The organism is Ruegeria sp. Alg231-54 (assembly GCF_900143525.1).
Taxonomy (GTDB): domain Bacteria; phylum Pseudomonadota; class Alphaproteobacteria; order Rhodobacterales; family Rhodobacteraceae; genus Ruegeria.
Genome location: NZ_FREZ01000003.1, coordinates 382,344 through 405,677, shown reverse-complemented (window position 1 = coordinate 405,677; position 23,334 = coordinate 382,344). Strand labels below are relative to the sequence as shown.

Genomic DNA, 23,334 nt, shown 5'->3' with positions numbered 1-23,334 from the left:
CACTATGGAAACGCTTCTTTCCGGCATTTCTATCCTGCTGCAATGGCAGGTAATCGTCGCCCTGCTGATCGGCTCGATCGGCGGCGTCATCATCGGTGCATTGCCCGGCGTGGGTGCGGCGGTGGCCATCGCAATCCTGTTGCCTGCCACCTTTGCGTTCGAGCCCATCGTAGGACTAACCCTGTTATTGGGTATCTACGGCTCGTCCATGTATGGCGGAGCCATTCCTGCGATTCTGATCAACACCCCCGGCACAGCGGTGAACGCGCTGACCACTTATGACGGATATCCCATGACCAAACGGGGGCAGGGCCACCGTGCGTTGTCTCTGGCGTATTCGGCCTCGTTCTTCGGGGGCGTGTTTGCGATCATCTGTCTGATGGTGTTGTCACCGGTTCTGGCCCTTGTCGCCCCACACTTCGGCAGCCGCGAGATTTTCCTGGCCGCGCTATTGGGCATCATTCTGGTTGTGCTGGCCCACCGGGGTCAGATTTTTGCCGCTGGTATGCTGGCCGCCTTCGGCATTTTCCTGAATTCGGTGGGGCTGGAGCCCGTGAAATATACCCGCCGGTTCACCTTTGATCAAAGCTGGCTGGCATCGGGCGTCGATCTTATTGTTGTCGTGCTTGGTCTGTTTGCGATCAGCCAGGCATTTCTGCTGCTATTGGAAAAGAACCACGCGCCAGGCGACACCCATGTAAGTGGCAATATCTTTGCCGGCCTCAAAGAACTTCTGGGCGTGAAACGCGTTGCTACCGTGTCCTCAAGTATCGGTGTTTTCATGGGCATGGTGCCGGGCACCGGTGAGTTTACATCGCAATTTCTGTCCTACACCTATGCTCAAAAGACGTCAAAAAACCCAGAAAAGTTTGGTGATGGCTCTCCCGAGGGACTTGTAGCGTCCGAGGCCGCGAACAACGCCGTTCCAGGCGCTGCGATGATTCCTCTGCTGGCTCTGGGTATTCCCGGCGAGGCGCTGACGGCGATGATGCTGTCCGTGTTTTATGTCCACAACGTGATCCCCGGACCCCAGCTGTTCGAAAACCAGATGGATTTCGTATTGGCCCTGTATATGGCGCTGATCCTGCTTAACGTGATCGTTCTTGTTTTCTTGTTGTTTTCGACGAACCTGCTGTTGAAGATTATCCAGATCCCGACCCGGTTCCTTGGTGTCATGATCCTGATTTTGGCATTCGTGGGGGTCTATAGTCTGCGCAACTCGATCACAGATTGTGCCATTGCTGCCGGGTTCGGGGTTTTTGGGCTGATCCTAAAACGGCTGGACCTGCCGATTGTTCCAATCATTTTGGGCATGGTTCTTGGCGGGATTATGGAAACCAAGTTGCGCAGCGCAATGGCACGGGTCAAAACGCCGCTCGACTTCATCGACCGGCCCATCGCGGCCATTCTGTTTGGCCTGATCGTTCTGATCCTGATCCTGCACTGCCGAACGTTGTATTTCGAATTCAAAAACAAACTGCGGCCGGAACCTACGATGCAACCCGTGGATTCCGATAATCCGAACCAGCAAGGATAAGCGACCTATGGATCAACTTGCCATCGATGCGCTACGTGGTCAGCCCGTACCGGCACGGAGCCTTCTGATTGATGGGCGTCACGAGGCCGCAGCGGCAGGAGGGCAACTGGATGTCCTTTCTCCAATTGACGGTCAGGTTCTAACTCAAATTGCCGAGGGCACCCCCGCGGATATGGAGCGGGCTATTGCGGCGGCCCGCACGGCGTTTGAAGACGGACGCTGGTCGCGGGCTGCACCTTCTGTACGCAAGAAGGTGTTGTTGAAACTGGCCGATCTGATTGAAAAACACGCTTTGGAACTGGCCGTTCTGGGCGTGCGGGACAACGGCACTGAGATCAATATGGCCATGAAGGCAGAGCCGATGTCGGCTGCGGGCACGTTCCGCTATTATGGCGAGGCCATTGACAAGATCTATGGTCAGATTGCGCCCACAGCTGAAAATGTGCTGGGTCTTGTGCATCACGCGCCTGTCGGCGTTGTGGGGGCGATTGTACCTTGGAACATGCCAATGATGATCGGTGCGTGGAAGATCGCGCCGGCGCTGGCGGCGGGTAACTCGGTGGTGTTGAAACCTGCGGAATCGGCCTCACTATCACTTTTGCGATTGGCCGAATTGGTGCTTGAGGCAGGTGTGCCGGACGGTGTCCTAAATGTCGTCACAGGCAAAGGCAGCGTGGTTGGTGAAACACTGGCCCTGTCGATGGATGTAGACATCATGGTTTTTACCGGCTCGGGTGCGACAGGGCGGCGGCTTCTGGAATATTCCGCGCGCTCGAATTTGAAACGCTGCTACTTGGAGCTTGGCGGAAAGTCCCCCAACATCGTGTTCAACGACGCCCCCGATCTCGCGCAGGCGGCTAAGGTCTCCGCCTCAGGTATTTTCCGAAATTCAGGTCAGATTTGCGTCGCGGGATCGCGCTTGCTGGTTCAGGAGGATATTCACGAAGATTTCGTCGCCGAGATCGTTAAACACGCGCAGGCCTTCCGCGTCGGCGATCCGCTGGATTTGAGCACTCAGATCGGCGCAGTGCACTCATTGCCGGAATTGGAAAGCAATCTGGATTTTGTCGCCCAAGCCGAAGCGGAAGGTGCTGAGCGCCGTGCCGGCGGTGACCGAATTCTGACGGAAACGGGCGGTTATTATATGGCACCCACTGTAATGAACGGGGTCAAACCGACCGACAATCTGTTCCGCAATGAGGTCTTTGGTCCGGTTCTGGCCGTGACATCGTTCAGAGACGAAGATGAGGCACTGCGCCTGGCAAATGACAGCGTTTATGGACTGGCCTCAGGCGTGTGGACTGCAAACCTGAGCCGTGCGCATCGCATGGTGGCGGGCATCCGCTCTGGCGTTGTTCACGTCAACACTTATGGCGGTGCGGACGCCACTGTGCCTTTGGGCGGAGTAAAGCAGTCGGGCAACGGTCACGACAAATCTATGCACGCAATGGAAAAGTATTTCGATCTGAAAACAGCCTGGATTCAGCTGTAAGACGATAGCCTGCAAGGAGAAGATTACCATGGGCGAAAAGATTATCTTGCTGATCGGCACCTATGATACCAAAGACCCCGAGATGCGCTACATCGAAGAATGCATCACTGCGCAAGGTGGCAACGTGCTGACCATGGACGTCTCGGTTCTTGGGGATCCAACCACGCCCACAGACATTTCCAAACATGATGTGGCCGCGGCCGGTGGTATGACCATAGATGAGGTGATCGCGCTCGGTGACGAAAACAAGGCTTTTCGCGTGATGTCGCAGGGCGCTGCAGCACTGGTTGCGCAGGTCTACGCCGAGGGAAAATTTGATGGGATGATCGCAACTGGTGGCACGATGGGCACCGATCTGGCGCTGGATTGTGCGCAGGCTTTGCCAATGGGTGTGCCGAAATACATTGTCTCTACCGTTAGTTTTTCACCGCTGATTCCGCCACACCGTTTGGCGCCGGATATACAGATGATCCTGTGGGCTGGCGGGCTTTATGGTATGAACTCGGTTTGCCGCTCATCGCTAAGCCAGGCCGCAGGCGCTGTTTTAGGTGCAGCCCGCGCGGTTCAACGCCCTCAACGCGGTCGCCCGATGATCGGAATGACCTCGTTGGGCTCATCCTGCCTGCGTTATATGAAAACTCTGAAACCTGCTTTAGAAGAACGGGGATACGAAGTGGCTGTGTTCCATTCTACGGGCATGGGCGGTATGGCATTTGAGAAACTTGCGGGAGAGGGTGCGTTCTGTTGCGTAATGGATTTCTGCATGCAGGAATTTGCCAACATGCTCGCAGGTTCGCTGGTGTCCTCGGGGCAGGACCGGCTGACAAATGCTGGACGCGCGGGCGTGCCGCAAATGGTGGCCCCAGGCGCGCTGGATCTTTTGGATTTTGCCGGTTGGCAGGACATTCCCGACCAATATGCCGACCGCCCGTTCCACGAACATAATCGCCTGATCAAAAGTGCAGTGTTCAACGCAAAAGAGCGACGGGCCGCTATTCGGGAAATGGCCGGTCGTCTGAAACAGTCTACCGGCCCTACCCATTTTTTCCTGCCCACCGGCGGTGTTGAGGAATGGGATCGCGAAGGTCAGGAAGCGCATGACCCGGAAGCGCTTGCCGAAATGGTTGACGAGGCCCGCAACGTGATGCCTGCGGTTGCATCAACTACGGAAATTGACGCCCATATCAATGACGACGTATTCTGCGATGCTGTACTCAAACAGTTCGACAAATGGATGAATGACGGGGTGGTTAAGGCGCCATGACCAGAAAAGCCAAAAACATCCTGTTTATCATGTTCGATCAGCTTCGGTACGACTACCTGAGCTGCACCGGACATCCGAGTTTGAACACCCCCCATTTGGATGCGCTTGCGGCGAAGGGAGTGCGGTTTTCCCATTGCTATGTTCAATCGCCCATCTGCGGGGCCTCAAGGATGAGCTTTTACACAGGGCGTTACGTACACAGCCACGGCGCTGCCTGGAATAATTTTCCGCTCAAGGTCGGAGAGGTCACTCTGGGCGATCATCTGCGCGAACGTGGGATGGATAGTTGGTTGATCGGAAAGACGCATATGAGCGTGGATCAGGCAGGGATGGACCGTCTGGGCATTTCGCGCGACGGAGTGATCGGAGCACGTGTCGCGGAATGTGGTTTTGATGTCTTCCTTCGTGATGACGGCTTATGGGGTGAGGGGCCGCAAGGCTTTTATGACAAAAGACGTTCGCCCTATAACGAGTATCTGAAAGGGCAGGGGTATGAGGCTGAAAACCCCTGGCAGCACAATGCCAATGCCGGGCTAGATGAAGAAGGTGGTGTCGCTTCGGGTTGGTTTATGCGGCACGCAGATAAGCCTGCAAACATCAAGGAAGAAGATAGCGAAACGCCGTGGCTGACGGGACAGGCGATTGAATTTATCAAAACGCAGGATGCAAATTCCGCTGGGCCATGGATGTGCCACCTTTCTTATATCAAGCCGCACTGGCCTTACATTGTTCCAGCGCCGTATCATGACATGTACACGGCAGAGGATGTTTTGCCGGTGGTTCGCTCGGATGGCGAGTTACATAATCCTCACCCTGTCTATGAACAATTCATGCAGAACGAAATTGGCCAAACCTTTAGCAAACCGGGTGTGCGTGAAAAGGTGATACCTGCCTATATGGGGCTGATCAAACAGGCTGATGATCAGATGGGTCGCCTGTTCAATTGGCTAGAAGAGAATGGCCACATGGAAGATACTATGATCGTCGTGACCTCCGACCATGGGGACTACCTTGGCGATCATTGGATGGGTGAAAAGGATCTCTTCCATGATCCGTCGGTGCGCGTTCCACTGATCATCTATGATCCGTCACAAGAAGCAGACGCAACACGTGGCACTGTTTGTAGCGCGCTGGTCGAAAGTATTGATCTGGCGGCAACATTTGTTGATCTGGCAGGTAGCGATGTCCCGGATCACGTTATCGAAGGCCGCTCGCTACTGCCGTTCCTGTATGGCCAAAACCCCAAGGCATGGCGCGAGTATGTGGTTAGCGAATATGATTATTCTGCCACGCCCGAAGCCGCGGCTCTGGGCCTTGACCCCAAACAGGCACGCCTGTTCATGCTGGCGGACAAGGATTGGAAATTCATCTTTGCCGATGGTGGGTTTCGCCCGTTATTGTTCGACCTGAAAAACGACCCTAAAGAGTTGAATGATCTCGGTGCCGATTTGGGCCATGCCGAGGTGATTAACATGTTCATGAAGCGCATGTCAGAATGGGCGCGCCGTCCATCGCAACGTACAACAGTTTCAAATGAAACGTTGCTGAAGAAGCGAGACGGGAGTGCGGCTGATGTCGGTATTTTTATCGGTGTTTATGATGAGCGTGAACTGCCCTACGACGTAATAGAGAAAACGATCAGGCGTCGGTGAAACATGCAGGGTTTTTGTCATGTTGTGGGTCTTTTGCGGATGTTTCGCAAAGTTGTTTAGGTAGTTGCGATGACCCCATTCAACTACCTTAAAGGCAACAACACAAACAACAACAACGAAAAACGAGCGTAAACGGCCTGGATCCAGAATCTTAGTTAATCTGCACCAGGCTATTCAACTTCGTCGGATAAATGGGTGGTATAGCCAGTAGTTGTCTTAAAAAAACGAACCACAGGTCATACCGACGTTTGTCGGACGGAATTGTCGGGGTAGGGCGGAATGCGGAAGTTCGCTGCGGTGCAAAGCAAATGCTACACTACTCCAAAGCGGTCATTGAACCGGACAAACTGCTTAAAAGACCCGGATGATAGTGATCTATCAAAGTTCGCTTCATCTGTTCTCCCCGCATTGAATGAAGTCCGATTTTGTCTGTGGTAATAGGCCAATGGTCGGGCGAAAAAATATGACCTGTTTTCGCGAAACCAAATTGAATGGCTGCGACTGCAGGGGGCGTTAGTAGTAATCGATCTTTCAGGAAACGATACTCGTGTCGGAAGATCACAATGCGTGAATGTCGAATGGATCGGAGAAGCCCTTGATCTGGGTCCCGCCAAATGTCTTCTGAATATCAACCCCGTTGAGCAGATCCAGGGTCTCTTGATCAACCAAGATCCTGCTTCCGGTGTTCTGGGTTTCCGCTTCCAATCGGGCTGCGAGATTTACCGCGGATCCGATACAGGTATAGGTCGCCCGGTTGTCAGTGCCGGCATAGCCCGCGACGACTTCGCCTGTAGCGATACCGATGCCGATCCTGAGGCTCTCTTCGCCATCAGCGAGTCGGTCGTGATTCAACATCTCGATCATGCTATGCATTTCATGTCCTGCGGCAACCGCACTTTGCGCAGTATTGTTCAGCGGTTGTGGAACACCGAAGAGAGCCATCAATCCGTCACCCAGCATCAGGCTGACAATGCCGCCATTGCTGGTCACCGCCTCGAACATCAGCGTGTAGAAGGTGTTGAGCAGATCAATTGTTGCCTCAGGTGCAAGGTTTTCCGACAGGGTCGTGAAACCGCGAATATCACAAAAGAGGACTGATGCGTTTGCACGTTTGCCGCCGATGGCAAAACCGGACTCTTGCAGGTCTTGCGCAACCTCGGTTGTTGCGAAGCGTTCAAGCAGGCGTCTTTGTTCGTCCCGCAGTCGCTTCTTTTCAAGGCCGCTGGAGACGCGGGCGCTGAGAAGTGTCTTGTTCACTGGCTTGGGCAAGTAGTCTTCTGCGCCTAACTCGATGCAGCGCACAATATTGTCGAGCCCTTCGACCGAAGAAGTCACAAGCACCGGCAATTCGCGCAGGTCGGGGTCCGCATTGATAGCCTCCAGAACCTGAAACCCGTCCATTTCGGGCATTTCGATATCAAGTAGAAGCAGGTCAAATGACTGACTCGACAGCATCTCCATGGCGACGCGGCCGTTCTCCGCGACAGAAGCTTTGTGCCCCAACAGTTCAACATTGCGAGACAAGAGCAGCCGATTGACCTTGTTGTCATCAACAATGAGGAGATGGCCGGGTGCATCAGTCATTGTTCAGGGTCCGCAGGGCCGCAGCAGCTTTGGCGAAAGAGGCCTCCAGTGCTTTGGCATCCGTAAGGTCGCCAGTTGCGGGTATGCCCCCGAGTTCGATTTTCCTTGCCAACTCAGCCAGCGCAGTCGCACCAAAGGTGTTTGCATTCGATTTGATGGAATGAGCTGCGCGGCGATATCCATCAGCGTCCGACGCGTCGGCAGCCGCTTTCAATTCGGCAATCATGCCGGGGGCCTCGTCGAGAAAGGTGTTTACAAGCTCGGCGGCAAATTCATCGCCTGTCGCGTCCTTGAGCTCAGCGAGGATATCAAGATCAATTGGTCCGTTTGTCATGGGTTACTTGCATTTCCTGGGGACATTCAAAAGGGCTTCGATAAGAATAGGCAGGCGGATCGGTTTGGCGATGTAGTCGTCCATTCCGGCATCTAAACACATCTCGCGGTCACCTTGCATGGCGTTAGCGGTCATGGCGACTATACGCGGTCGGTCTTCTCCGGGGAAATCTTTGTTTATGCAGCGTGAGGCTTCGAGCCCATCCATTTCGGGCATCTGCACATCCATTAATACAACATCGTATGTTTGCCGCTTCACGCTTTCGACCGCCTCAGCGCCGTTGCTGGCCAGATCAGCGCGATAGCCCATCTGTTCAAGAAGGCGAAGCGCAAGTTTCTGGTTCACCAAATTATCCTCAGCCAGCAGAATACGCAGAGGGTGGCGTTTGGCCATCTGTGGATCAGTCTGGGGTTTGTCTGCGGGTTTGGTCGCTTTCACGGGAGTATCTTCGGTTGAAAACAACGTGACCAGAGTATCGAAAAGATGCGACTGACGCAGCGGCTTGGTGAGGTTGGCAGCAAAGAGACCGTCTTCGAGGTCAATTTCACGTGGACCAAGAGAACTAAAGAGGATCAGCGGTAAGTCCGGATGCATGGCCCGAATGTTCTGGGCAAGTTCCTCGCCATCCATTTCTGGCATGTGCATGTCGAGAATGGCCAGATCGAACTTTTGAGCCTTCTCGAGTGTCGCCAGCGCATCGGACGGGGTTTCGCAGGTAGTGGTTTTAGTGCCCCATTTCTCGGTCTGGAGCGACAAGATTTTTCGGTTGGTGGCGTTATCATCCACCATAAGAATGCGCTTGCCTTCAAGCTCGGACTGAATGCCTACCAGATCACGCGACGACGATTTGACAGGTTTGGAAGGTTTGGTCTGGATTGTAAACGTAAAGGTCGAACCGTGCCCCTCGCCGTCACTTCGTGCCCACATGGTGCCGCCCATGAGTTCCGCAAGACGTTTGGAAATCGCCAGACCAAGACCGGTGCCGCCATATTTACGAGTTGTTGAGCTGTCTGCCTGACTGAAGGACTGGAACAGACGGCTCATACCTTTTTCGCTCAGGCCAATACCAGTGTCGCGGACTGTGAAAGTTAGCTCAAGCGATCCGCGTTTCTTGGTGGTTTGTTCAACAGATAAAACCACTTCCCCGCTTTCGGTAAACTTCACGGCGTTGGAAAGAAGGTTCAGCAGGATCTGCCGCAACCGGGTCAGGTCGGCACTGATCGCAAGGGGCAGAGCGTCGTCAAATTCATAGGCCAGATCAAGCTTCTTTTCGGCGGCCTTGCCGCTGATCAGATCTAGCGCGCTTTCGATACATTCACGCAGGTCAAACGGATGGTTCTCGATGTCCATCTGCCCGGCTTCGATTTTCGAAAAATCGAGAATTTCGTTGATGATGCCAAGCAGCGCGTCGCCACTGTCGCGGATCGTGTTGGCATAATCGCTTTGTTCGGCATCTAACTTGGTATCCATCAGGAGCCCACTCATCCCGATAACGGCATTCATCGGTGTACGGATTTCGTGGGACATGGTGGCGAGGAACGCGCTCTTCGCTTCGTTAGCAGACTCGGCCACCTCACGGGCCTTTTCGGCCTCGCGGAAAAGGCGCACGTTCTCAATGGCAATAACAGACTGATCCGCAAAAGACTCAGCCATAGCAATATCGTCGTCCGAAAACGGTATTTTTGATTTCCTGATGAAATAGAGTCCGCCCAAACACTTGTCTCCGCGCATTAACGGTATGCCAAGAAAAGCTTCAAATCCGTTTTCTTCGTGAAGCTTCTTTGCTAACCGAGGTAAGCCCTGCGACGTCAAATCGTGTACATGCATGGTTTTCCCGGACAGTAACACGGACGACAGAAAATTATCCTTCGGGTCCAACGGGTGTCGGGTTCGTCCGAAATCACGTAATAGGCCTTTTGGCGTCGCCAAAGCCACTTGCCACCAGAAACTGTCATCTGACAAAGCGGCGCCTGCCATGTCGCATGAAACAAGCCGTGTCGCGGAATTTACAATCGCCTCAAAAACAGGTGTGGTATCTGAAGGCGATTGGCTGATCACCCGCAGTACATCAGCACTGGCAGTCTGTCGCGCTAAGGAAGCCTGAGTTTCATTGAACAGACGCACGTTTTCCAGCGCGATGATAGCCTGATCCGCGAAAGATTCGGCAATGGCTACTTCGTCATCACTGAAAGCCTTCGACGTTTTCCGAATAAAGACGAGAGTGCCGAAACAGTCTTTCCCTCGCATCAAGGGTACCATCAAGAACGACTTGAATCCTTGTCGCTCTACGATTTCCGTGTCCCGCGGAGATAGTTCATCAAAGCGCGATTCATCCAATTGCAGCGTCTTGCCGCTCTGGATGACGCGGGATGGCAGGTTGTCGTCGGGATCAATTGGCAGGCGCTCAGTCCAAGTGATTTCCTCTAAACCATCCGGAGTTGCGGCCGCCACTTGCCAGTATTCAGTTTTGTTAGCCTGCATGGCAATCGACAAGTCGCAATCGATGAGAGCTGTAGCCAGTCCGACAATCTTCTCAAAAACCGGTTTGGTATCTGTCGGGGATTCCGAGATCACTCTGAGAACATCCGCACTTGCCGTTTGGCGAGAGAGTGCGACTTGCGTATCGTTGAACAATTTAGAGTTTTGAATCGCTATGATCGCCTGCGAGGCAAAAGTCTCCATCTGCTTGATTTGCTTGTCCTCAAAGGCGGCTTTATTTCGGCTGCCCATACTGATGACACCAATCGTGTCACCGTCGCGTATCAAAGGTACAGAGAGAACCGACCTGTATCCTTGCGAGTTGGACCTAAGGACCGGATCATAGTTAGGGTCCGCTTGAGTATCCTCAACGTAGTCGGCGCGCCCATATAAAAGCGCCCGGGCGGTCGCCGACGTTTCCCCTGGCTCAAATGGATGCGACTCGAGGAATTTGGCAAAACTCTCTGTGAGATTGTGCCCGGCAAAGAAATGGAATTTTCCGTCCTCGGGTTTCTTTAGCGCCACAAAAGCATCCTGTAGGCGGCAGATGCGCGACGAAACCGCTACCAACGCTTCCAAAACCGGCTCTAAAGCGTCAGGGGAACGGGAAATAACCTCGAGCACTTCGGATGTCGCCTTCTGATACCCCAGTGCCTCTTCAACTTCTGCAGTGCGGGCCTGCACTTCTTTGAACAGTCGCGTATTGTTGATGGCGATCACGGCCTGGGACGCGAAGGTTTCGAGTAGGCTGACTTGTTTGTCGCTAAACGCAGCTGCCTGCCGATGCGCCATAACAATAACGCCAACGGTTACGCCATTGCTGACCAAAGGGACACCAAGAGTAGTAAGATAGTCCCCGATCTCAGCCGCTTTTTTCCATGTGTAGGACGGATCTCCTCGGGTGTCTTTTATATAGACTGTCTTGCCGTGCAGTGCTGTACGCCCAATACAAGAACCTTCCTCGGGCGCGATAGGGTTGTGGGACAGGAATTTGCGAAAAGCGTCACTGACGTTGTGGGACATGGCCACGCGGTATAGGCCATCGTCAGCATCCTTCATTGCAAAGAACGCGTATTCCGGTGAACAGATACGCGACGAGACCTCCAGAATGGCGTCCAAAACCGGAGGAAGATCGTTCGGTGAGCGCGAGATGACGTCGAGCACTTCAGACGTCGCCGTCTGATACTTCAGCGCCTCCTCGACTTCAGCAGTACGTTCCTGAGTTTCCCGGAACAGCCGTGCGTTCTCGATGGCGATGCTGACTTGATTTGCAAAACCCTGAACGAGTTCGACGCTGTTTTGTTGCGGCGGTCCGGCCTCTGCCCAACCGACAATTATGACGCCCCAAATCCGCGCCTCTGCCCGGATCGGTACGGCCATCAAGCGCCGATACCCAGCCTTTCGGGCAAGCTCTGGACTGAAATACTCGGGCCCCCGCGCATCTGCTAGATGCTGGACTTCGCCGCTTTCCACGACCAATGGAGCCAGATGACCCTTGGAAGGTCCCAAGGGATAATCCGAAGTCAGTGCCTTCAAAGTAGCCTGCGGAAACCCGTATTGTGCGCAGAAATGATAGAGGTTGCCGTCAAAGCGCTCGAGGACGCAGAACTGCGCTCCACAAAGCTCAGCGGATTTTTGCACGACAAGGTCAAACACAGGCTGGATGTCGGAAGAAGCTTCGTTGATCAGGTGCAAGATTTCAGCACTGGAACGTTCGCGCACCAATGCGTCTTCAACCTCGGTCGTGCGCGCTCGTACTTCCTCGAAGAGCCGTGTGTTATTGATAGCAATCAACGCTTGGGAGGCGAACGTTTCCAAGAGCGCGATCTGTTTTGAATTGAATGGTGCAACTTTGTCGTGGCAGAGCACGATCACACCGACTACAACCTTATCCTTGACCAATGGGACACCCAGAAGCGAGCGATACTTGCCAATACGCGCCGCTTCCTTCCAGGCGTATTCGTCAGCTTCAGTGTCCTCGTAGTAGACTGTTTCTCCTCGTGCAGCTGTTTGGCCAATACCGCTCCCATGACCTGCCGCCACTGGGTGTGCCTTCATGAACTTCATGAAATCACTGTCAAAGTCGAGCATGATGTCAGTATGGTAAAGGTTGTCTTGCGGATTCAGAATCGAGATTGCCGCATATTTTGGCTCGCAAATTCGGCTGGCGACTCTCAGTATCTCCTGCAGCACCGGCTCCAGCTCATTCGGAGATCGCGAGATCACAGACAACACGTCTGACGTGGCGGTCTGATACTCCAGCGCCTGCGTGACTTCTTCTGTCCGCTCCTCCAACTCGTGAAAAAGGTTTGCGTTGGTAATCGCGATAACGGCCTGATCCGCAAAAGTTTCCAGCAGTTTGATCTGTTTGACGGAAAAACCCGAGACCACTGGCGCCCCAAGAGAGATAACGCCTACGACTTCACCGTTTTTAACCAGCGGAAGCCCAAGCAATGACTTGTAATCACCTACGCCGCTTTCTTCCAACCAGGTGTAGGTGTCATCCGCTTCGACATCTTCGACATAGCTTGTGCGTTTCGACAGGATCGAACGCCCACTTACACCGTTCTCCACTGGTGAAATCGGGTGAGCTTTGACGTACTCTGCAAAGGCCGTATCCTGTGTGAGCGTCGAGTGCACATGAAAAAGCCCATCGTCCGGGTTGAGCATCGCGACATAGGCATCCTGCAATTCGCAGATGCGCGACGCTTCTTTAAGAATGGCGTCAAGAACGGGCGACAGTTGATTGGGAGAGGCTGAGATCACACGCAGAACTTCGGATGTTGAAGTCTGATACTCCAAGGCTTGCGTGACTTCCGCCGTACGGTCTTGCACCTCTCGGAACTGGCGTACGTTATCCATTGCGATCACGGCTTGGGCCGCAAAGGTTTGGACCAGAGCGACGTCATCATCCGAGAATGGCGAAACTTCACGGCGGTAGAGAACGATCACCCCAAGACCCGTGTCGTCTTTCATCAACGGCACCGCAAGGACCGAGCGAGCCCCTTCGACTTCAACCATCTGAACCCGTTTTGGATCGCGATCCTGATAATAAAGCGGATCATCTGCAATATCGTCTTGCCGGATGACCTGGCCATCGATCATAGGGCGGATTGCAACGAGTTCCGTGCGTGTCAAGGGCTCCACGAACCCCTTCAGGGCCTCATCAAAATCCGTTCGCGCACCGATATTGGTCGGAATTGTTGCAAGGCCTCGTTCGTGATCGGCGACACACAGAAAGGCCAGCGGCGCTTTGCACAAACGGCTGGCATTTTCGAGTATGCTATTGAAGACAGGGCTATCGTCATCGCGACTGCGGCTGATGACTTCGAGGATTTCACGCGACGCTTCTTCCCGTTCAAGTCGTTCCTGAACTTCACGAAACTGGCGCGTGTTTTCGATGGCAATGACTGCATGTTTGGCGAATTCTTCAATCAACTGCACGTCAGGGTCAGCAAATGGCCGCACCTCACGGCGGCTGACTGCGATGGCTCCGATGGCCTGATCTCCTTGCATCAAGGGGACTGTAACGCGTGACCGAATGCCTTCGATCTCAACCATCATGGCAGCTGTAGGATGGCCCGAGCGATAAAAATCCGTGTCGGTCAAATCATCGATGCGACCAACCTTACCTGTTCGTATCGCAGTGGCTATGGGAATCGATTCGTCTAACTGCCACTCGTCTCCGACATCAAATCCGGTTCTCTGATGTCCCCAATTCGCGGCCAACCGCCCGTGGGTCCTGGCAGCGTTGATAAGAATAAGTACAGCCTGATCTGCATCACATACCCTAGTGGCCTGCTGAAGCACTGAATCAAAGACGCGCGCATCGTCATCACGGCTTTGGCTAATGACCGTTAGAATTTCTTGCGTTGCCGTCTGACGCTCCAACTGAGTGTGCAGTTCATTCAATTGACGCGTGTTGTCCAAAGCGATCACGGCTTGGGCGGCGAAGCCCTCAACCAGAGAGATCTCGTCGTTTGTAAATGCGCGAACCACACGTCGGTAAATCCCGATGACGCCCACGGGCGTGCCATCTGCCGACATTAGTGGGACCGTCAGAAATGACCGGACACCTTCTTCGTCTACAAGTTGACGGCGCCATGGGTCGCCTTTGATATACTGGTCAGTCAGGCGCAAATCGACATTGTGAATGACGCTTGCCTCGCGCATGGATTCCGCAACCTGGAGATGTGAATCCAGTGACCAGCGATCTACGCCAACCTCGTAGGTCGCCAACTGATCACCGAAATGGGCCGCATATTCAAGGTGGGTTCCTGCCTCATTCAACAGGCTCAATGTGGCGACATCTGTTTCGCAAAGCCGGGCGGTGTTTTCCAGGATCGTCTGGAACACCGGCGTCTCATCCTCCCGCGATCGGCTAATAGTCTCGAGAACCTCACGCGTGGCACCTTCGCGTGCCAGACGGATCTGCAATTCGCGAAATTGGCGAACGTTCTCAATGGCGATTACCGCTTGGGCGGCAAAGGTTTCGACGAGCTTGACCTGATCGTCGGTATAGGGCCGCACCTCGTCTCGCGCCAACATCAAGCATCCGATTGCACCGCCATCCACCTTTAACGGAACAAACAGATTGCTGCGGCACCCATGTTTGTCGACAATCAGCTTGAACCGCTCATCGCCGGACTTGTGGAATTCAGTGTCTCCCATATCCTCAACACGTTTGGTCTCGCCGCTGAGGATTGTTTCAGTCACCAAAGAATTGCCCGGCTCCATCGTGTATTTTCCGTCGCGCCAGAGCTGCTGAATGTCAGGGTGCAGGTTAACACTGGCCACGAGCCGCTGAAGTGTGTCGCCTTCCTGTCCAAGAACCAGACCAGCAAAAACAGCGTCGCAAAGGTCTTTGGCAAGCGCAACAATCAGATCGCAAACCGGCTGAACGTCGTCCTTGGTCACAGAGATCGCCTGCATCACCTGAGCGGTGGCTTCAAACCGCGCCTGTTGATCAGCTGCGCTTAACTCCGAACTTGGCGCAGATGATGGCGCGGGACTTATCGGGGTCCCTGATGCCTTTTTGTCGCCCAACTGAGCCCAAACTCCCACGTCAATTCTGACTAACAACTGCCCGGAGTTTAGAGAGCATGTTATAGAAGTCACTGGAATTCTTTACGGATGATGCCCTTTGCATTCATGCACGCGCGAGCACGGCCCACTTTGCTCGGATCATCCGGCTGGTCAGCGCGATGAATCAAAAGTGCAGTGCCAAGGCGCAGGATAGCCTTATAGGCCTTACTGTTCTGGCACACCATATGCGCCTCGAAATCGTCAGGACGTTCGATCTCTGAGGCGCTCCACCGAATGCCATTGCCAAAGCCCAGACTTCAGTTGGCGAAAGGCAGCATGTTCTGGGCACGCAAGCCCTTGTGAACTCACTGGGAAGATGCATTGCGAAGTGTACTGCTCGCTTAACACGACGGCAGACATGTTCCCATGTCAGCCATCGAAGCAAAGGAAATGTTGCAAATGTCGGAATGGCCGCTTTCAGGAAGCTGATTAGTTAATCATGGTTCAAGCTCAATGTCCGGTTTGGGCCGCAGATTACCGTCATTCGATTTGTGGTTTCTCTTTTGAATTTCTAAGTACCCGGTACTCGATAGGCGATTGTCCGTAGACCCGTTGGAATGCACGATAGAAGTTGGAACGTGCCAAGAACCCTGATTGAGCAGCGATGTTGGCAACGCCTTCATCAGTCTCTGCAAGCAACCGGGCCGCATGAGTCAATCGAAACTCGTTCACGTATTGCGACATGTTAGTTCCCTGAGTTCTGTTGACAGCAGACGAAACAGTGCGGGCTGGAAGGCTCAGGCGTTTGGCAAGTCGTTGGGCGGTTATGTTGGGGTCCAGAAAAGGCTGTTGTTCATCCATCAATGCCTTCAGTCGCTCTACGACTTCCGCATCTTCAGTATTGGCTACTGGCGCTGCGTTTGACACCGCGTTGGCTTTGGAGAACATCACTGGGAGCGTGATTGACGTCGCAAGAAGAAAGATCAACGGAACAGTTCCGTAAGAAATCAACATTGAGGCATTGGCCCCCTTGTTGACTGCAAAGTCGATTGCTATCGCGTTATCCAAAACAAGTACAAAGACGAGAAATCCAATGCCGCATAAAAGCCAGTTGGAAGGGGTCTGTCTGACAAAATCCGGATCTTCCGGACCTGGCCTGTGGCACAGGACCAGTTTGTCGCCTTGGTTGCCGCCGACAGTACTTTGGCCAGGCAATCTTCAATCCGATTGGAGCAACTGTGCGAAATGCCATTCATCATGCCGGAATCTGGTTCTGCCCGGATCATTCGCCGTTTGTTCACGCAGGCCCGATTTAGTCCAAATGTGCGGTATCGGACATCGCAGATGCTAAGTACATTGACCATGGTGGCACGCAACCAGGGCGTCTCGGTTGTTGCCGAGATGGCCTTGCCGCCAACGAATGGTAAAGAGGGCTGGGTCAGCAAACCGCTGAATTCAGTCAGGACACGAAAAATTGGTCTCGCGATGCATCCGCACGCAACGCCATCCCCTGCGGCGGTCGCTTTTGTTGAGGTTGCAAAAGAAAGTAGAGACGATCTTTGACGACGTGTGCAAGGGAAAGTGGCGACATACCGACTTGAACTTTTGAGTTCGAATCTGACATTAGAAAACACTTCGTGAATTGCTGGTTTGTTGCGTATATGTGAATTCGACCAGCCCGAGATTTGGCGTGCGCAGTAAATCGCCGGCTTGGGAAGGCCGCGCCGCAGCGCCGGGGATAGTGACGAATGTCGGTAAAGGGCCGTCTACTATAATAGCGGGCAGTTCGTGAGGCAAGCAAGCGGTGATCGGTCTGATGAGCGCAAAGAACCCAAAAGACCTTGTTAATTCGGCCTTACATTGGCCTATATCAATCTGCTCATGCGAAAACTCCCAGAACTATCTGACCGCCACCACGACCCTAACGCCTTTCCTCCGGGTGTTGCTTTCATGGATGGGCAATACCTGCCGTGTCCGTCATCAAATGAATTGGAACAAGGGCGTTTGATCGGTTGGGAGGATCAGGTTCGGCGTAGCTTCTGTAGATATGCGCGGACTCTCGGGACATTTCCTGTAAATTCCTTGATTTGGGATGGAGAAAAATCGGGTGCCCTAATTGACGAAAAGCTGACTCACACGGTCAAAATCAACGGTTGTACCGAGGTCAGTTTACCGCCCTTACCGCAGTGTAGAGTCGGCGAAACAGCCTCAGTCTGTCGTGCAGCGCACCGGGATTAACGGGCTCAAACCTGTCTTTTGTCTGGGGCTGAACCGCCAGATCGGCAATACAAAATGTACCAACTCCACACGCGGACAACAGGGCTGCGCCATAGGCGGGGCCAGAATCCGATCCTTCTGAGCGTATTACCGGCTTTCCTGTCACCGATGCAATCAGGCCTAGCAAGAGGTCCGATTGACTGCCACCGCCGATAGCTGCCAGTTCAGGGAGATTTTCTATCGTGTCTCCGAAACTCTGCGCGGCGTCAGCAAAACAAAAAGCAATTGCTTCGACCACGGAACGGCAGAGATCCGCGCGCGTTGTCGAATCCTCAAGACCAAAGAAACAGGCGCGAATATGTGGATCCCCAAGTGGGCTGCGTTCACCCGTCAAATACGGCAGGAAAATCGGCCCGCGATCACCGCTGACCGTTTCAGCAAGCGCAACAACTTCAGGAGCGGACAGCCCCAGTTGACCACCAACCCACGAAATCGGCCTTGCGCCGTTCAGCATAGCGGCCATTTGATACCAACGGTCGGGCAATGTGTGCGCAAAAGCGTGCACATAGCGTTCAGGATTGGGCTTGAACCGACGGTCCGCCACGAACAACTGGCCAGACGTCCCCAGTGAAATGAAGCCACGTCCCGGTTCGGTGGCGCCCAGAGATATCGCCCCGGTTGCCGCGTCTCCTCCTCCGGCAACGACGGGCACGCCGGGTTTCAGCCCGGTTTCAGCTGCGGCTTGCGCCGTCACGGCTCCAACGACGACGTGGCCGTCGAAAACCTGCGGTAGCCAATCGGGCGCTACATCAGTGGCTTCGGCAATTCCGGCGTGCCATTTTCGCGATGCCTGATCGAGCCACATTGTACCGGCTGCATCGGACGTGTCGGTTGCCAACTCACCATGCAGGCATAACCCGATGTAATCCTTGGGCAGCAGGATATGAGCAAGTCGGGCATATTGTGCCGGCTCATGTTGTTTCAACCAGGCGATCTTGGGTGCCGTGAAACCCGGCAAAGGGAGGACGCCAGCGATATGCCCAATCTGCGGCTGGGCTGCGCGAAGTTCATCGCATTCACGTACCGCTCTGCTGTCATTCCACAGGATCGCCGGGCGGATCGGGCGCAGATCACGATCCAGCAAAACGGCCCCATGCATCTGACCGGACAACCCGATGGCCTGCACATCCGACAGCGTGACTTGTTTTGCAAGTTGGCCCAATGCATCGCGCGTCGCCTGCCACCAAATATCCGGGTGCTGCTCTGACCAACCGGGCTGCGGCGAGGAAGTCTTTATGTCTACTGAAGACGTTGCAAGAATTCGATCGGTATCTGCACAGACAAGTTTGACCGCAGACGTTCCGATATCAATCCCGAGAAACATTCAATCCCCTTGCCCGCAGAAACGCCCGGACCTTGCATGGCTATTGATTTTTTAGCGCGCGCAAAGAATATGTAAAAATATGATAAGATCAAGGCGGCTCAGATCCGCAGGCAGACTGACATGACCAAAATAAAGAATATGGAAGAGTTCGCAGCCCTCAGTGGCATCTCGCGGCCTACGGTATCCAAGTACTTTCACGATCCCGACAGCGTTCGCCCAACAACGCGGGCCCGTATCGAAGAGGCGCTGGAGCGGTTCGACTATCGCCCCAACATTTATGCGGTGAACCAGAACCGGAAGCTGACCAAGAATATCGGCATCGTCGTGCCCTATCTGGCTGATCCGTTCTTTGCCGAAATCGCGCGCTATTTGGAACAAAGCTGTATCGCAGCTGGGTATCGTCCGTCCCTCTTTAGCTCTCATGGTGAACAAAAACTGGAAAACGACATTCTGGACGGGCTGCAATCCTTGAAGCCTGCCGGGGTTTTGTTGGCGCCATTGGGACGGACCTCAGATCAATCAGTGATCGAAAGGTTCTGCGCGAATGTGCCGACTGTATTGTTCGACAGTAACCTAGAAGGTCTGGGTGCCGCGTTTATCGGGTCGGACAATTTCAGCTTTGTTTCGCAAACCGTGGAATACATGATCCGGACGGGCGAGCCCCCGTCATTCTTCGAAATGCGAACGCCTGCAAACCCGAACGCCAATAAACGCCGAAAAGCCTATATTGAAGTCATGGAGCGTCTCGGGTTCGAGCCGCATATCATCAGAGTCGACGGTAAGGGTTGGGCGTTTGAAGAGATCGGTCACAAGGGTGCGCTGAAAGTTCTGGCGGAAAATGGGCTGCGAACTAATTCGGTCCTGTGCAGCAATGACCGGCTGGCAATCGGTTTTCTGGCGGCCTGCTACGAGCAAGGGATTCGGGTCGGGCGACGGGACGATTGCGCGCTGCGTCTGGCTTCAAATGACGATCATCCCTTCGCAAAATTTACGTGCCCCTCTCTGACCACGGCTGCCCATGATTATGACAACGTTGCCGGGCGTAGCGTCGAAACTCTGTTCGAACTCATTGAAAGTGGAGGGAAATTTGAAACGCGGTCGGAGACGTTGTTCCCTGCAAGGTTGGTTTTGAGGGATTCCGCGTAATCTTAAAACTTAACGCGCGTAAAGTTTTCATTGACGCCGCGACAATTTTTGTATTACGTTCTCTGTACGACATCCAAGCTCAGGGAGGACAGGGATGTATTTGAGAAACGCACTTCGTGCGGCGACTGCAATGACACTCGTCGCGACGGCAGCAGCTAATGCGGATACCTTAACAATAGCGACCGTGAACAACGGCGACATGATCCGGATGCAGGGCTATACCGATAAATTCACCGAGGCGACCGGCATTGACGTCGAATGGGTGACGTTGGAAGAAAACGTGCTGCGTCAGCGCGTAACGACCGACATCACGACCAAAGGCGGTACGTTCGACATCATGACAATCGGCATGTATGAGACGCCGATCTGGGGCGCGAATGGCTGGCTGGTGCCGCTGGATGGCCTGTCCGAAGAATACGACGTTGGTGACATTCTGCCAGCGATGGCAGGTGGGTTGAGCCATGACGGAACGCTTTTTGCGGCGCCGTTCTATGGTGAAAGCTCGATGATCATGTACCGCACTGACCTTATGGAAAAGGCGGGCATGGAAATGCCGGATGCGCCGACCTGGCAGTTCATCAAAGAGGCCGCCGCCGCGATGACCGACCGGGACGCCGAGATCAACGGCATCTGCCTTCGCGGCAAAGCCGGTTGGGGTGAAGGCGGAGCCTTTATCACTGCGATGTCCAATTCATTCGGCGCCCGCTGGTTCGACGAAGAATGGAAGCCCCAGTTCGATCAGCCCGAGTGGGCAGACACACTGAATTTCTACGTTGAAATGATGAACGAATCCGGTCCTGCCGGCTATGCCACCAATGGGTTTAACGAAAACCTGTCGCTGTTCCAGCAGGGCAAATGCGGCATGTGGATCGACGCGACAGTTGCCGCGTCTTTCGTGACCAACCCTAACGACTCTACGGTCGCAGATCACGTAGGATTTGCGCTGGCACCCGACACCGGATTGGGCAAGCGGTCCAACTGGCTTTGGGCGTGGGCACTGGCTATTCCTGCTGGCACACAGCAAGAAGATGCTGCCAAGCAATTCATCGAATGGGCGACCTCAAAGGACTACATTGAGTTAGTGGCCGAAAGCGAAGGCTGGGCAAACGTTCCCCCGGGTGCACGTACGTCTCTGTACGAGAATCCGGAATACCAAAAGGTTCCGTTCTCCAAGATGACACTGGACTCAATCCTGTCAGCTGATCCGAACAGCCCGACGGTAAAACCCGTCCCGTATGTTGGCATCCAGTTTGCCGCGATCCCGGAATTCGCAGGCATTGCCACACAGGTGAGCCAGGAGTTCTCGGCGGTATATGCCGGACAGCAAACGGTTGAGGAAGCACTTGCCAAAGCGCAGGCTTTCACAGCTGAAGAAATGGAAGCCGCCGGTTACTGAGGCATCCTCCCAACGGGTGGGCAGAGGTCTGCCCACCCGTTCAACCCTTCCACAATTCGCGTTTTTCTCGCAGGCTGAGTTACGCCTGAACAGAGAGGGTTTGCCTTATGGCTACTCAACATTCCCGATCAGTTGCCCGCCTGATGATGGCACCCGCAGTGGTCCTGCTGCTTGGCTGGATGCTCGTGCCTCTGACGATGACGCTGTATTTTTCTTTCAAGAAATACCTGCCGCTGCGTGGAGGTGATCTGGGTTGGGTCGGGTTCGACAACTACGTTCGTTTCGTATCCTCCAGTTCCTTCTGGCCCGCGGTTCAAGCAACATTGGTAATCGTTGGCGGCGTGCTGGTGATTACGGTCATTCTGGGCATTCTGCTGGCCATGCTTCTGGATCAGCCCATGTGGGGGCAGGGCGTTGTCCGCATCCTTGTGATCGCGCCATTCTTTGTCATGCCGACCGTATCAGCGCTGGTCTGGAAGAACATGTTCATGGATCCGGTGAACGGTTTGCTGGCCCATCTATGGCGCTTTTTCGGGGCCGAGCCGATTTCGTGGCTGTCCGAGGCTTCGATGACCTCGATCGTTATGATCGTTTCCTGGCAGTGGCTGCCCTTTGCGACGCTGATCCTGCTGACGGCTATCCAGTCTCTGGACAGTGAACAGCTGGAAGCGGCCGAGATGGACGGCGCGCCGGTTCTGAAGCGCTTTTACCACATCATCCTGCCGCATCTTGGTCGCGCCATAACGATTGTGATCCTGATCCAGACGATCTTTCTACTGTCGATCTTCGCCGAGATTTTCGTGACCACCGGCGGCGCCTTCGGCACCCGTACACTGACCTACATGATCTTCCAGCGCGTGTTGGAAAGCCAGAACGTTGGCCTCGGATCGGCCGGTGGTGTCTATGCAATCATCCTTGCCAACATCGTTGCCATCTTCCTGATGCGCATTGTCGGCAAAAACCTGGACGCGTGAGGAGACAAAACCATGGCCCGCACCGTCACGACACAACGCAAAACACTAAACACTGCCCTTGCCTGGGCCGTAGGTCTGCTGATCTTCTTCCCAATCTTCTGGACGATCCTGACCAGCTTCAAGACCGAGGCGCAGGCGATTGCAAGCCCACCGATCTTCCTCAACTTCGAATGGACGCTCGAAAATTACGCCATCGTGCAGGAACGCTCTGACTATATGCGGTTCCTGTGGAATTCGGTCATCATCGCAGGCGGATCGACCGTTCTGGGTGTGATCGTCGCGATACCCGCAGCCTGGGCGATGGCGTTTGTTCCGTCCAAACGCACCAAGGACATTCTGTTGTGGATGCTATCCACAAAGATGTTGCCTGCAGTTGGTGTTCTGTACCCGATTTACTTGCTGTTCATTCAGCTGGGTTTGCTGGACAGTCGCGGTGGGCTGGTCGTGGTGCTGATGCTGATCAACCTGCCGATCATCGTCTGGATGCTCTATACCTATTTCCGCGAAATTCCGGGGGAAATCCTTGAAGCGGCACGGATGGACGGAGCGACGCTGAAAGAGGAAATCCTTTATATCCTGACGCCCATGGCCATCCCCGGCATCGCCTCGACCGTTCTGTTAAACTTCATCCTGGCCTGGAACGAGGCGTTCTGGACCCTAAACCTGACGGCCGTCGATGCGGCCCCGCTTACTGCATTTATCGCCAGCTATTCCAGCCCCGAAGGCTTGTTCTTTGCCAAGCTCAGCGCGGCCTCGACCATGGCGATTGCACCCATCCTGATCCTTGGCTGGTTCAGCCAGAAACAACTTGTCCGCGGCCTGACTTTCGGCGCTGTGAAATAAGGAAGACT

14 protein-coding genes are annotated in these 23,334 nt (G+C 54.2%); 9 read left to right on the top strand and 5 right to left on the bottom strand.

Annotated elements, in window-relative coordinates; all coding sequences use genetic code 11:
* Window positions 1–4: 4 nt before the first annotated feature.
* Genes DHN12_RS08655 through DHN12_RS08640 form a run of 4 tightly spaced genes read left to right on the top strand, consistent with a single transcriptional unit; the run spans window position 5 to window position 5,945 of the window.
* Window positions 5–1,537, top strand: a complete 1,533-nt coding sequence (locus tag DHN12_RS08655) for a tripartite tricarboxylate transporter permease (RefSeq protein WP_108859823.1) — start codon at window positions 5–7, stop codon at window positions 1,535–1,537.
* A gap of 7 nt (window positions 1,538–1,544) precedes the next feature.
* The gene (locus tag DHN12_RS08650; protein ID WP_108859822.1) at window positions 1,545–3,029 is read left to right on the top strand and encodes an aldehyde dehydrogenase; all 1,485 of its coding nucleotides are present in this window, start codon (window positions 1,545–1,547) and stop codon (window positions 3,027–3,029) included.
* Between the two features lie 28 nt (window positions 3,030–3,057).
* On the top strand, window positions 3,058–4,293 hold the full coding sequence (locus DHN12_RS08645) for a Tm-1-like ATP-binding domain-containing protein (RefSeq protein WP_108859821.1): 1,236 nt from the start codon (window positions 3,058–3,060) through the stop codon (window positions 4,291–4,293).
* On the top strand, window positions 4,290–5,945 hold the full coding sequence (locus DHN12_RS08640) for a sulfatase-like hydrolase/transferase (protein ID WP_108859820.1): 1,656 nt from the start codon (window positions 4,290–4,292) through the stop codon (window positions 5,943–5,945). The genes DHN12_RS08645 and DHN12_RS08640 overlap by 4 nt, the downstream gene beginning before the upstream one ends.
* Window positions 5,946–6,503: 558 nt before the next feature.
* Here DHN12_RS08640 and DHN12_RS08635 read toward each other — a convergent pair.
* The 4 genes from DHN12_RS08635 to DHN12_RS08620 form a co-directional block, all read right to left on the bottom strand.
* A complete protein-coding gene (locus DHN12_RS08635; protein WP_108859819.1) occupies window positions 6,504–7,529 on the bottom strand; it encodes an adenylate/guanylate cyclase domain-containing protein in 1,026 nt (341 codons plus the stop codon).
* Window positions 7,522–7,863, bottom strand: a complete 342-nt coding sequence (locus tag DHN12_RS08630; RefSeq protein WP_108859818.1) for an Hpt domain-containing protein — start codon at window positions 7,861–7,863, stop codon at window positions 7,522–7,524. The genes DHN12_RS08635 and DHN12_RS08630 overlap by 8 nt, the downstream gene beginning before the upstream one ends.
* A 3-nt stretch (window positions 7,864–7,866) precedes the next feature.
* Window positions 7,867–15,258: a GAF domain-containing protein gene (locus tag DHN12_RS08625; protein WP_159090000.1), complete on the bottom strand. Its 7,392-nt coding sequence runs from the start codon at window positions 15,256–15,258 to the stop codon at window positions 7,867–7,869.
* Window positions 15,259–15,906: 648 nt separating this feature from the next.
* On the bottom strand, window positions 15,907–16,581 hold the full coding sequence (locus tag DHN12_RS08620) for a helix-turn-helix transcriptional regulator (protein WP_234416587.1): 675 nt from the start codon (window positions 16,579–16,581) through the stop codon (window positions 15,907–15,909).
* Here DHN12_RS08620 and DHN12_RS08615 point away from each other — a divergent pair.
* Window positions 16,525–16,929 (top strand): LysR family transcriptional regulator substrate-binding protein, encoded by a 405-nt coding sequence (locus DHN12_RS08615; protein WP_159089998.1) that lies wholly within the window; start codon window positions 16,525–16,527, stop codon window positions 16,927–16,929. The two genes, DHN12_RS08620 and DHN12_RS08615, sit on opposite strands and share 57 nt — an antisense overlap.
* Window positions 16,930–17,530: 601 nt before the next feature.
* Here the strand turns inward: DHN12_RS08615 and xylB are convergent.
* Complete coding sequence (xylB, locus tag DHN12_RS08605) at window positions 17,531–18,967, bottom strand: xylulokinase (RefSeq protein WP_108859813.1); 1,437 nt, start codon at window positions 18,965–18,967, stop codon at window positions 17,531–17,533.
* A 120-nt stretch (window positions 18,968–19,087) separates the two neighbouring features.
* On the opposite strand from xylB, the gene DHN12_RS08600 reads away from it, so the two are divergent.
* The 4 genes from DHN12_RS08600 (at window position 19,088) to DHN12_RS08585 (ending at window position 23,326) form a co-directional block, all read left to right on the top strand.
* Entirely contained in the window at window positions 19,088–20,113 is a 1,026-nt protein-coding gene (locus tag DHN12_RS08600; RefSeq protein WP_108859812.1) for a LacI family DNA-binding transcriptional regulator, read from the top strand.
* Between the two features lie 94 nt (window positions 20,114–20,207).
* A complete protein-coding gene (locus DHN12_RS08595; RefSeq protein WP_108859811.1) occupies window positions 20,208–21,509 on the top strand; it encodes a sugar ABC transporter substrate-binding protein in 1,302 nt (433 codons plus the stop codon).
* A gap of 107 nt (window positions 21,510–21,616) precedes the next feature.
* Window positions 21,617–22,483, top strand: coding sequence for a carbohydrate ABC transporter permease (locus tag DHN12_RS08590; RefSeq protein WP_108859810.1), 867 nt, complete (start codon window positions 21,617–21,619; stop codon window positions 22,481–22,483).
* Window positions 22,484–22,495: 12 nt separating this feature from the next.
* A complete protein-coding gene (locus DHN12_RS08585; protein ID WP_108859809.1) occupies window positions 22,496–23,326 on the top strand; it encodes a carbohydrate ABC transporter permease in 831 nt (276 codons plus the stop codon).
* Window positions 23,327–23,334 lie beyond the last annotated feature (8 nt).